At 62.2% G+C, this 11,241-nt stretch carries 11 protein-coding genes; 3 read left to right on the forward strand and 8 right to left on the reverse strand.

The window, feature by feature from the left end:
- The first annotated feature begins 450 nt into the window (after positions 1 to 450).
- Positions 451 to 897, forward strand: coding sequence for a diacylglycerol kinase (locus tag GNZ13_RS29460; RefSeq protein WP_172171141.1), 447 nt, complete (start codon positions 451 to 453; stop codon positions 895 to 897).
- A gap of 44 nt (positions 898 to 941) precedes the next feature.
- On the opposite strand, the gene GNZ13_RS29465 is transcribed toward GNZ13_RS29460, so the two are convergent.
- The 3 genes from GNZ13_RS29465 to GNZ13_RS29475 form a co-directional block, all read right to left on the reverse strand.
- Positions 942 to 1,244: a hypothetical protein gene (locus GNZ13_RS29465; RefSeq protein WP_172171139.1), complete on the reverse strand. Its 303-nt coding sequence runs from the start codon at positions 1,242 to 1,244 to the stop codon at positions 942 to 944.
- Between the two features lie 289 nt (positions 1,245 to 1,533).
- Complete coding sequence (locus GNZ13_RS29470) at positions 1,534 to 2,163, reverse strand: GNAT family N-acetyltransferase (protein WP_172171143.1); 630 nt, start codon at positions 2,161 to 2,163, stop codon at positions 1,534 to 1,536.
- A gap of 134 nt (positions 2,164 to 2,297) precedes the next feature.
- Positions 2,298 to 3,200, reverse strand: a complete 903-nt coding sequence (locus tag GNZ13_RS29475) for a LysR substrate-binding domain-containing protein (RefSeq protein ID WP_236002245.1) — start codon at positions 3,198 to 3,200, stop codon at positions 2,298 to 2,300.
- Between the two features lie 102 nt (positions 3,201 to 3,302).
- Here GNZ13_RS29475 and GNZ13_RS29480 point away from each other — a divergent pair, with 102 nt between their 5' ends.
- Positions 3,303 to 4,193, forward strand: coding sequence for an EamA family transporter (locus GNZ13_RS29480; protein ID WP_172171147.1), 891 nt, complete (start codon positions 3,303 to 3,305; stop codon positions 4,191 to 4,193).
- Between the two features lie 40 nt (positions 4,194 to 4,233).
- Here GNZ13_RS29480 and rfbC read toward each other — a convergent pair whose 3' ends face one another.
- The gene (gene rfbC, locus GNZ13_RS29485) at positions 4,234 to 4,785 is read right to left on the reverse strand and encodes a dTDP-4-dehydrorhamnose 3,5-epimerase (protein WP_172171149.1); all 552 of its coding nucleotides are present in this window, start codon (positions 4,783 to 4,785) and stop codon (positions 4,234 to 4,236) included.
- A gap of 115 nt (positions 4,786 to 4,900) precedes the next feature.
- Positions 4,901 to 5,896, reverse strand: a complete 996-nt coding sequence (locus tag GNZ13_RS29490) for a GlxA family transcriptional regulator (RefSeq protein WP_172171151.1) — start codon at positions 5,894 to 5,896, stop codon at positions 4,901 to 4,903.
- A 651-nt stretch (positions 5,897 to 6,547) separates the two neighbouring features.
- Between GNZ13_RS29490 and GNZ13_RS29495 the strand changes: the two genes are divergently transcribed.
- Entirely contained in the window at positions 6,548 to 6,829 is a 282-nt protein-coding gene (locus GNZ13_RS29495) for a type 2 periplasmic-binding domain-containing protein (RefSeq protein WP_172171153.1), read from the forward strand.
- Positions 6,830 to 6,864: 35 nt separating this feature from the next.
- Here GNZ13_RS29495 and GNZ13_RS29500 read toward each other — a convergent pair whose 3' ends face one another.
- The 3 genes from GNZ13_RS29500 to GNZ13_RS29510 are packed head-to-tail and all read right to left on the reverse strand — an operon-like array spanning position 6,865 to position 11,201.
- The gene (locus tag GNZ13_RS29500) at positions 6,865 to 10,071 is read right to left on the reverse strand and encodes a multidrug efflux RND transporter permease subunit (RefSeq protein WP_172171155.1); all 3,207 of its coding nucleotides are present in this window, start codon (positions 10,069 to 10,071) and stop codon (positions 6,865 to 6,867) included.
- A 12-nt stretch (positions 10,072 to 10,083) separates the two neighbouring features.
- A complete protein-coding gene (locus GNZ13_RS29505; protein ID WP_172171157.1) occupies positions 10,084 to 10,623 on the reverse strand; it encodes a GNAT family N-acetyltransferase in 540 nt (179 codons plus the stop codon).
- On the reverse strand, positions 10,620 to 11,201 hold the full coding sequence (locus tag GNZ13_RS29510; protein ID WP_407945673.1) for a GNAT family N-acetyltransferase: 582 nt from the start codon (positions 11,199 to 11,201) through the stop codon (positions 10,620 to 10,622). Before GNZ13_RS29510 ends, GNZ13_RS29505 begins: the two co-directional genes overlap by 4 nt.
- Between the last annotated feature and the right edge of the window lie 40 nt (positions 11,202 to 11,241).

An 11,241-nucleotide genomic window follows, 5' to 3' on the forward strand; every position in this document is an offset into this window, starting at 1 on the left:
GCGGCATACAAGGCGCCGACGAGCGCCGTCAGCGACAGGTAAAACGAAACGACAGGTTTCATGGACAGATCAGCTTGTTGGACATCGGCCACCCGCCCCATGACTGCCCGGGACTTCGTTGCGAATTCGGCCTGCCGCGGATGTTCGCGGGGAACGTGAAAAACGGAAACGCCGTATGACCGCGATGCGGCCCTCTGCGCGTGTATACGGACGATCCGGCGAAACTTTGAATGGCGAGCGACAGAACGGAGGCAGCCAACACATGAAACGTGTCCGGCATAACGTGCCGGATACATGCTTTTTGCATGCCTTTTGCATGCTTTTCGCATACTTTCCGTGGCCTGTCGCTCAGGCATACCAGCCCGCTTTGGCGGGGGCAAAGATATCACAAGTTTGTGACAAGTTGTGACAATTGAGGCATGCTGCGGCCATCTTGATCCGAAGCAAATCATGAGTAATCCGACCCGGTCTTCTTCTACCCCTGCAGCGGCCTCACCATCTACACCGTTGCCCGCTAAACGCAGCGGTCCTTTACGAGCGCTGTTCGCGCTGCGGCACTCGTGCGACGGCATTGTTGCGACGTTGCGCGAGGAAAGCGCGTTTCGTCAGGAGATGGCACTGGCGGTGATTTTGCTGCCTTGCGCGGTGTTGATGCCGGTTAGCGCGATCGAGCGGGTATTGCTGATCGTTTCCGTGCTGCTGGTGCTGCTGGTGGAGTTGTTGAATTCGAGCATCGAAGCCGCGATCGATCGCATTTCGCTCGAACGGCACGACCTGTCGAAGCGTGCCAAGGACTGCGGCAGTGCGGCCGTGACGATGGCGCTGCTGATCTGCGCGGTGACGTGGGCCGTATTGTGCGGGCCGCTTGTTTATCACTGGCTCCGCGCGCAGATGTGAGCCACCGGGCTGGTGGCCGGCGAGGCAGGCGCTGACCAGTATCTTCAACATAATGGGTGGGCTTTTTGCCCTGCGGGCTCGGGCTTGGGGTTTGTGGATTGTAGTGGGGTTTGGTTCGTTGCTTGTTTGTGATCTTGATTCCAGCCGAGGTTGTTAGGGATGCTTATTTTGTTGTTTTTTTCATTTGGCGACGGCGTTGTCGGTTTGCCTGCGGCGTTGGCCTTTCCTTGATCTGGCTTCTTGGCCTTTCCTTGATCTGGCTTCTTGGCCTTTCCTTGATCTGGCTTCTTGGCCTTTCCTTGATTTGATATTGGTCTATTAGCGTCGCCCCTGTGCGGGGCAGGCACTTACTTCTCTTTGCCGCCGCAAAGAGAAGTAAGCAAGAGAAAGCGGCTCAAACCGCAAATTCTTAAGCGGGTCCCCTAGCTTGGAGGGGATAGTGGTGCATCTGGAATCCGTGCCCTCGCGCCTTCTACGCTAGTGACAAAGGATTCGTCAGCTCCCACTCCGCACTGCGTGCGTCGCGGATGGGTATGCCACGGAAACCAGGACTTCGTTCATGCGTGGAGGCCATCGGCCTCGCCTCATTGCAGTAGTTGCTGCCCGCCCCGGGGTTTTTACCGCTAGCCCGCGCCCTCACGCCGCGCGCGCAATCCTCGCCGGCACAGTCAACCTATGCGACCAGTTCGCGAGCGTACGTGTCGCCACCGGCGGCTTGCTTAAAATCGCGCTGTCGTAATGCTTGCCGTCGAAGCGTTCGAAATCGACGATACGAAACCCCTGCCCCCGGTAAAACGCAATCAGGTGCGCAGCCGGTTGCGGCGTATCGAGCGCGAGCTCCGCGTAACCGCGCGTCGCGGCCCAATGGTCGGCGAAAGCAATCAGCAAGGTGCCAATGCCCCGCGCCTGCCACACGGGCTCCACGCCGAACTGGCGCATGCTGGCAATATCGTCGCGCCGGTATAGCTCGCACGGCGACTCATGATCCGGTGCATACAGCGTCATCGTGCCGACGATGCGCCCCTCGCAGACCGCCACGTAGCAATCGCCGCGCGTCGCGCGTGAACGCGTCGTCTCCACCGTCTGATCCACACATGTGCAATTCAAACCCATCGCACCGAGCCGAATGAAAGCCCGATGCAGCAGCGCGGTCAACGCGACGTACGAATCGCGCGAGGGATCGAAGCGGCGCAGTTCGACACGGCCCACGCCGTGACACACGTAGTCGATACGGACGGATTGCTGCGTCGTTGCACGTCGCTTCACGTTGAGCACCTCGCGCTATCAAGATGCACGCAGTGTAGGTTTCGCGAGTATGCGTCTCAAGAAAAAATGTCGTAAAAACCCACATGAGATCTCGTGCGTGCGTGCCAGCATGTTGCCCGCAGGTCGCCCACGCACTACCCGGCCGATACCACAAACGGCTCGCTTTCCCGCAAACCAAGGTGCAATTCCTCGCAAAGGAACGTCTGCAAGGTCTGCACAGCGGCCGCCTGAGCGCCGGAGACCGGACGCATAAAGAGCCCGAAATCGGCGGTGGGCGCATCGGGCAAGCCATCGGCCTGGCCGAGCACGCGCATCGACTCCGAACGGATATTGCCGTCGAGCAGCACCGACACACCGAGCCCGGCTTCCACAGCCGACTGCACCGCCGGCAAACTGGTGCTGGTGCACACGATGCGCCACGCAATCCCCGCGCGCCGCAGCGCCGTCAACACCTGCTGCTGCCAAAGACACGCGCCGCCGAACGCAACCACCGGCAACGCCGCGTCATTGTCGCGGCTAAACCCGCGCGCGCCGACCCAGAAGAGCGGCTGCGTCCAGGTGAGCAGCGGCACCGAGTCGACCAGCGCGGGATCCCCCACGACCACGTCGAGGCCGCCGTCTGCAAGCCGGTTCGACAACACTGAACTCGTATCGACGACGATCTCCAGCGCCACCTGCGGATAAGCGATCGAAAAGCGCCGCAGCGCGCGCGGCAGCCGGCCGACCGCGATGTCCTCCAGCATGCCGAGCCGCACCGTGCCCGACACCTGCCCCGCGCTCAATGCCCGCCGCGCATCGGCGCCCGCGCCGAGGATCGTATGTGCGAACGGCAACAGCAGATGCCCCGCTTCAGTGAGTTGCACACCGCGCGGCGAGCGGTCGAGCAAACGCTGCCCCAGTTCTTCTTCGAGCCGACGCAATTGCATGCTCACCGCCGCCTGGGTGCGCGCGAGGCGTGCCGCCGCCACACCCACGGCGCCGGTCTCCGCCACGGTAACGAACGCGCGCAGGAGACTGCTGTCGAGATCTCGGGTCATCACGTTTCTTGAAGTGGTCATAAGAAATATCAACTTATCTTAATACCGCGTGCACCGATAAGATAGCGTTCAACGAATCCGAAGAGCGGCAACGAGACCACGATGCAGGACACCACCATCAAAACGGCGCTGAATTCCACGCCAACGCCAATGAAGCCCGCCAGCGCAGCGGCCGGTGCCGCGCTCCTGTGTGTACTGTCGATGTCGAGCGTGCAGTTCGGCGCCGCGCTCTCGGCGCCGACGATGGCCGCGTACGGCTCGCTTAGCACCACGTGGTTGCGTCTGTGCTGGGCGGCCGTAGTGCTGGCGTTGCTGGTGCGCCCGCGTCTGTTTACCTATTCGCGCTCGCATTGGCTCGCGGCAGGTGCGTTGGGGGCGGCGATGGCTGGCATGACGCTGTGCTTTTTCGCGGCGCTTCAGCGGATTCCATTGGGGCTTGCCGTCGCAATCGATTTTCTCGGGCCGCTCGCCGTAGCGACTTTCGCGGTGCGCCGCGCGCGCGCATTGCTGTGGCCGGCACTGGCGATTGCCGGCGTGCTGCTGCTCTCGCGCGATCGCGCGGGCTGGATCGGCGAACCGCTCGGCGTGCTGCTCGCGTTCGGGGCCGCGCTCGGCTGGGGCAGCTATATCGTGCTGATGAAAAAGACCGGCAGCTTGTTCGCAGGCCTCGAAGGATTGTCGGTTTCGCTGATCGCAGCGGCGCTGGTTGCCACACCATTCGGCTTCGCGCAAAGCGGCATACACATCGCCGCCGGCCAGATCGCCGCCACGGCGGGTCTCGCGTTGCTGGTCCCGTTGTTACCCTACGCGCTGGAAATGGTGGCATTGCGGCACATGCCGGCTGCATCGTTCGGCATCCTGATGAGTGTCGAACCCGCGATCGGCGCATTGGCCGGATTCGTGGTGCTGCATCAACCGATGGGTGTCATGCAGATAGCAGGCACGCTGCTGGTGGTCGCCGCGAGCGTGGGTGCCGTGGTGGCCACACGCTGAAAGGCGCTGAACGGCGCTGAACCGCTCCCGTGTGCAGCGCTCAGGCGAAATTTTCCGCTTCGTAAAGACGCCGGCCCGCTGCGTCCTTGGCGCCGAGGATCGGCTCGACTTCGATCGGCCACTCGATGCCGATATCAGGATCGCACCACAAGATGCAGCGCTCGAGTTCGGGGAACCAGTATTCGGTCGTCTTCCACAGGCATTCGGCGACGTCGGACAGAACGACGAAGCCATGCGCGAAGCCCGGCGGCACCCACACCTGCCGATGATTAGCCGCGCTCAGATAGACGCCACTCCACTTACCGAAGTTCGGTGACTTGAGCCGTACGTCCACGGCGACGTCGAACACTTCCCCCACCACCACCCGCACGAGCCGGCCTTGCGGCCGGTGTACCTGGTAGTGCAGCCCACGCAACACACCACGCACCGCCCGCGAATGACGGTCTTGGACGAAGTTGAAGCCTTGCGCGACGTCGTCGGTAAACTCATCCGCACTGAAGCTCTCAAAGCAGAAGCCGAATTCGTCGCAAAACACCTCGGGCTCGATGAGTTTCACCTCCGGCAATGCCGTCGCCATTACCTTGTTGCCCATGGCCACTTTGCTCGTAAGAAGCCTGCCCGGAGATAACACGGCCGCCGCTGCGCACGCCGCTACGCACGTACCCAACCGCGATGAGGTGCGCCGTTTGCACGGCGGCGGCCCTTGCTTACGCCTCGGTCGCCACCCGGCTGCGCGCGCGATATTCGGTAGGTGATAGCGCCATGCGCTTGCGGAATATCTTCGCGAGGCGATCGCCGTTGCCGGTGCCGCTGCGGCGCGCGATCTTGTCGACCGGTAATTCGGTTTCGGTCAGAAAGTTGCAGGCAATGCGCAGCCGCACCTGCAGCAGATAGTCGGAAGGCGTGACCTGCATTTCATGCTTGAAGCGCCGCAGAAAATTTCGCTCGCTCATCGCCGCCACCTGCGCGGCGTCGGCAACCGACACCGGACGATCGCAATTTGCCTCCATCCAGCGCGCGGCGGAACGGATTTTCTCGGCCACGCTGAGTGTGCCGCCTTCAGCCGGCAGCGGCACCCACGTGGCGGCCATGCCCGGCATGACCCGATCGGCCACGTTGCGCGCGAGCTCCGCGCCGAGGTCGCGCTTGATGAACATCAGCGCACTGCGCGCACAGTCGTTACGATCGTTGGCGGCGCTGCGCGCGGCGTCGATCGTGGCGCTGCCCAGATAGCGGTTCAGCTGCAGGTCGTCAGGTTCCACGGGACCCGCTGCTGCCAGCACGAGACGACCCTCGCCGATCGTTTCGATCGCACGGGTACGTGTTTGCACCGATCGCAGCCAGGCCAGCAGCCGCTCGTCCAGCGCGGCCTCGTGTGCGCCGTAGCCACCTGCGATGAACAGCACGTCGAAGCCGCTGCCGTAACGTGTGTCGATACGGTCAGTCCAGATCCGCGCCGACGAAGAACTCGCGACGCTGCCGCCGTCTATCGACAGAAACTGAATTTCATAAGGCGGCTCTTCGCCGGCCCGTGCGCCCGAGAGTTCGTTGGCGGTCTGGAACATCTCGACCACCGTGCCAGGCCCGAGCAGCCAGAAGCCGTCGAACAGCAACACGCCGATTCGCCGCGCTGCACTACGCACGTTTAGCGTCGGTGTATGTAACCAGGTAATCCTCGCAGTATCCAGATGCATGTGCGGCATGATCTTTCCTCAAGCTGTCGTACGTTGTGGACCCCGCTACCCCGTCGGCTGGCCGATATGGTCGAATTTAATCACGGCGGATGAAAACCGTCGGCAACGCCGTTTAACGGATTATGCGTGATGTTAGCGGAACGCCCCGCTATAGTAAATTTTAAAAACAAATCAGCATCGGGAAAGTCAATGTATGAAGAAAACGATTATTGTGTGTTTCATATGACCGTCGGCATGCGAACCGGTATAGCGACAGACCATACCGGACCACTGACTGCCATAAGGCCGGAAAACCTTACACAGACTCGCTTCTAAGCTTGTGACGCTGGCCTGCGAATTTATCGCGAATCGCGAGATTTGCCGTGTCGCTTCACTACGATCGCATCAGAAAGTGTTTCAAACCTGAACTCGAAACCTCGCAAATAATGAACATTCAATCGGGCATTTATTCGCAAATCGGGAATTTATCGACCGTGCCAATGTGGCGAACCGCACATTTATCGAAACTTTCCAGATTAAGCATTTTGACGCTGGATTTTCAGTCGACTAAAAATGTTTCTATACTGAAACATCAGGTTTCTTTTACGTATGAATAAATGCACCGGTCATTGGCCCCATATCCGGAAAAACATCAGACGATTCAGGGCTGCGGCGGAAATCGTGCCAGGCCGCTTCTTCGAAGAGATGGAATCGAACCTGCAGGAGACTACGCTCGATCCGCAGGACACGCTGCGGATCGCCACGCCGATGACGTTCGCGACCGTTGGGTTGGGCGCATTGCTGCCCGCGTATCGCACGCTGCATTCACGCGCGGACTTCGACGTGACGACGTTCGATACGCATATCGATCTGGTGGAGGAACCGCTACGCAAACGCCGGCCGGTGCAGCGCCCACATCAGCAGCGAATCAGCCGGCTGGCTGACCGCCGCGTTCAGCGTTGACGGAGGCAGCACCTGGGCGCCATGTCGCCGTCAGATCATCGGCCATTCGTCAATTGGCCGCTTTCGCTCTCCCGCCGCGCGCGCCGCGCGCGCCGCTCGTCACGCTTGCGGCGCAGCTCTACGAGCCGCCGCCTGCTATACGTTAGCGAGGCGACCGCATGAAACGCGACCGGCGCGAACACGAGGCCGAACAACGTGGCCGCCAACACCCCGCCGAACACACCGGTGCCGATCGAGCGGCGGCTCTCGGCGCCCGCACCGCTCGATACCACCAACGGCACGACACCCAGCAGGAACGCCGCCGAGGTCATCACGATCGGGCGGAAGCGCGCGGCGGCCGCTTCGGTCACGGCACGCGTCAACGGCAGGCCCCGCCGATACAGATCGCGTGCGAACTGCACGATGAGAATCGCGTTTTTCGCCGCGAGGCCGATGACGGTAATCATGCCGACCTTGAAGTACACGTCGTTCGGCATGCCGCGCAGCAGTACCGCGGCGACTGCGCCGATCACGCCGAGCGGCACGACCATCAGCACGGCAAGCGGGATCGTCCAGCTTTCGTACAAGGCAGCCAGCGCCATGAACACGGCCAGCAGCGACAAGCCGATCAGCAACGGCGTGAGCTGTGCCGCCGCGGTTTCTTCGCGCGCCGCGTCGACCCAGTCATACGAGACACCAAGCGGCAACGAAGCGGCGAGCCGCTCCATCTCCGCCATCGCCGCGCCCGAACTGTAGCCGGGTGCCGCGTGGCCGCTCACGTCGAGCGACGGATAGCCGTTGTAGCGGCTCAGCATCACCGGACCGATGGACCAATGGCGTGACGCGATCGCCGATAGCGGCACCATCCCGCCCGTCGAGTTCGGCACGGCGAGCGCCATCAGATCGTCGTCGGTCATCCGCGTGGCGGCCTCGGCTGCGATCATCACCCGGCGCATCCGGCCACCGGCAGGAAAGTCGTCGATATATGTCGAACCGAAGGTGCTGCCGAGCACATCGGCGATGCGGTCGAACGGCACGCCGAACGCATACGCTTTCGCGCGGTCGATGATGAGTTCGACGCGCGGTGCATCCGGCAGATCCTCCGAATGCACCGAAGCCAGCACCGGGCTCGCCTTGGCCTGGGCGAACAGTTGCTCGCGCGCTGCCTTCAGCGCGTCCAGCCCGACCCCGCCGCGATCTTCGAGCCGGAACACGAAGCCGTCTGAATGCCCGAGCCCTGGCACGGAAGGAGGCAATTGCGCTTCGACGTCACCGTCGAGAATCTTGTCGAACTTCTCGTTGAGTCGGTCGCGCAACGCCATCGCATCGGTGTCGCGCCTGCCCCAGTCTTTCAGTTCGACGAAGCCCATCGCGACGTTCTGGCCGCTGCCGGTAAAACTCCAGCCGACCACACTCGTGACGTGCGCAATCGCGGGCTCAGCGTGCAGGATCTTTTCCATCCGCTGGACCACCGCGAGCGTGCGCTCCTGCGTCGCGCCGGCCGGCAATTGCACCATCACCTGCAATTGACCTTCGTCTTCGCTTGGCAAAAAACCACCGGGCATTTGCCAGTAGAGCGCGGCGCACACGCCGACCAGCACGGCATAGATTGCCAGCATCGGTCCGATACGGCGCAGCGTACGCGCGGTCAGCCCGCGATAGCCGCTCGCGGCTCGATCGAAACCGGACGTGAACCGGCTCGCCGCGCGCGCCGCGAAGCCAAGCAGGCCGCGGCGGGCATCGCGTTGACTCACCGGGTGCTTGTGCGCTTTCAGCAGATTCGCGCACAGCGCAGGAGTCAATGACAAAGCCAGGAACGACGACACCAGCATCGAGGCGATCATCGCCACCGCGAATTGCCGGTAAATACCGCCGACACCGCCCGGGAAGAACGCCATCGGCACGAACACGGCCGTCAACACCGCTGTCACGCCGACGATCGCGCCGCCGATTTGCGACATCGCTTTACGGGTAGCCTCACGGGGCGGCAGGCCTTCTTCTTCCATCACGCGATGCACGCTTTCCACCACCACGATCGCATCGTCGACGAGGATACCGATTGCGAGCACTAGGCCGAACATCGTGAACACGTTGATCGACAGGCCGCAGGCGTACATCGCGAGAAACGCGCCCATCAGCGTGACGGGAATCACCACCGTCGGCACCAGCGTGTAGCGCAGATCGCGCAGGAACAGCCACATCACGAAGAACACCAGCACCACCGCTTCTGCCAGCGTGACGAGCACTTCACGAATCGCAATCTTCACGAAATGCGCGTTATCGAACGGAATTTCGACAGCAACGCCTGGCGGCAAGCTTTTCGATAACTCAGCGAGTCGCGCGCGAATCGCATTCGACGTTTCGAGCGCATTGCCGCGCGGCCCGAGTTGAATGCCGACGGTCGCCGCAGCCTTGCCGTTCAAACGCGAATAGAACGAATAATTGTCGCGTCCAAGTTCGACCCGCGCGACGTCTCGCAAGCGCACCGCCGAGCCGTCGGGCAGCGCCTTCAGCACAATCTGTCCGAACTCAGCGGGCGAGATCAGTTGCCCCTTCACGCTCACCGAGGCCGTCAATTGCTGCCCCGGAACGAACGGCGCGTCGCCCAGCGTACCGGCCGTTACCGTGGCGTTCTGCGCGGCGATCGCGGCATTCACTTCGGCGGCGCCGAGGTTGTATTCGCGCAGCTTCATCGGATCGAGCCAGATGCGTAGCGCTTCGTCCGCGTCCCACAACTCCGCCGCGCCCACGCCCGGCGCGCGTTTCAGTTCGCGCAAGACGTAGCGGCTCAGGTAGTCGCTCAATTGCACGGAATCGCGCGAGCCATCCGTCGAGGTCAGCGCGACCAGCATCAAAAACGTGTTGGCTGCCTTGAATACACTGATGCCCTGCTGCACGACCTGTTGCGGCAAGCGCGGCTCGACCTGCTTGAGACGGTTCTGGATGTCGACCAGCGCGAGATCCGGATTGGTGCCCGGTGCAAAGGTCGCGTCGATCTCGAGATCGCCGAGGTTGTCGCTAGTCGTTTCGTAGTACAGCATATTGTCGGCGCCATCGAGACTCTCCTCGATGATGCTGCCGACGTTGGCATCGACCACTTCAGTCGCAGCCCCCGGATACGTGGCGCTGATCACGATGCGTGGCGGCGCAAGACGCGGATACTGCGCCACCGGCAGTTGCGGAATGGCGAGTGCACCCGCCACGACAATGGCGAGCGCAACAATCCATGCGAAGACCGGGCGGTCGATGAAAAAGAATGGCACGCGATAATCCGTTCAGATTGCCTGGAGGCGCGGTGCGTCGACGAGGCGGGCCATGTGCAGCACGTCGGCCAGTACGCCGTCGCACATGGCAAAACCGCGCGAGCGGCCTTCTTCGACAAAGCCGAACTTGCGATACAGCGCGATCGCCGGCGTGTTGTCGCAGAACACCGTGAGCTCGATGCGGCGCAAACCGAGCGACGCATCCGCGCAGTCGGTCAGCCCTTGCAGAAGCGCCGAACCGACACCGCGCCCATGATACGCGTCATGTACGGCCAATCCTAAATGCGCGCGGCTGGGCCGGTGAACCTCCAACCCGGCGTGGCCGACCATGCGCCCGCCGATGGTCGCGCACACGTTCACGCCGTCTTTGAGGCGCCGCTCATACCATGCTTTGAGCTGATCAGCACTGCGGTAGCCGACCGACAGCGTGCCGCGCCGCACGCCGGGCAAACTCATGATATCGGCGAACGCGTCCATGTCGGACGATTCGAGCGCTCGAACCGTAATACGATTGTCGAGCGCCGCGTCGCTTGGCAACGTTTCTATTTTCATGGTTTTATTCCGCTGCCGGGTTGGCCTATAGTGGCCGATGTTGGCTCGATGTTGGCTGTCGACGGCGTCGACATCCACGGCGCCGCCTCACGCGGCCGCGCCATGAAATAGCAGTCGATCAGCACGCCACGGCGCAACACCGCTCCACGCTGATGCGCTTCGATCTCGAAGCCGAACTTGCGATAGAGCGCGAGTGCCGCATGGTTATCGGCGAAGACGTGCAACTCGAGGCGGCGCAGACCGAGCCAGTTGTCGGCCAGATCGAGCAATTCGGTCATCAGCGCATTGCCGATGCCGCGCCGGTGCCATGCGTCGTGCACGCAAATGCCGAGCGATGCGGCATGCGCGCGGCGCCCTTTAAACGGCGTGAGTTCCGCTTCACCAACCAGCGTGTCGCCGACCATCGCCGCGATCGCGATCTCGGGGGGCTCCAATTTTTCGAGGTATTCGCGCGTGCTGGCAATCGTCTGAAACGGCACGTGCGGATTGCCGTTCACCACGACCGGCAACTGCTGCATTGCGTGGAATTGTTCCACGTCGGCCACGCGCAACGCGCGCAGCGTCAGGCCCTCGGGCAAGCTCTCAGATTTAGAATTTGTTCTTATGTCTTGATTCATA

The organism is Paraburkholderia elongata (assembly GCF_013177735.1).
GTDB classification, from domain to species: Bacteria; Pseudomonadota; Gammaproteobacteria; order Burkholderiales; family Burkholderiaceae; genus Paraburkholderia; species Paraburkholderia elongata.

Coding starts and splice junctions, on each gene's coding strand:
- GNZ13_RS29460 (WP_172171141.1), top strand. CDS start 451: ATGAGTAATCCGACCCGGTCTTCTTCTACCCCTGCAGCGGCCTCACCA.
- GNZ13_RS29475 (WP_236002245.1), bottom strand. CDS start 3,200: ATGACCCGAGATCTCGACAGCAGTCTCCTGCGCGCGTTCGTTACCGTG.
- GNZ13_RS29480 (WP_172171147.1), top strand. CDS start 3,303: ATGCAGGACACCACCATCAAAACGGCGCTGAATTCCACGCCAACGCCA.
- rfbC (WP_172171149.1), bottom strand. CDS start 4,785: ATGGGCAACAAGGTAATGGCGACGGCATTGCCGGAGGTGAAACTCATC.
- GNZ13_RS29490 (WP_172171151.1), bottom strand. CDS start 5,896: ATGCCGCACATGCATCTGGATACTGCGAGGATTACCTGGTTACATACA.
- GNZ13_RS29505 (WP_172171157.1), bottom strand. CDS start 10,623: ATGAAAATAGAAACGTTGCCAAGCGACGCGGCGCTCGACAATCGTATT.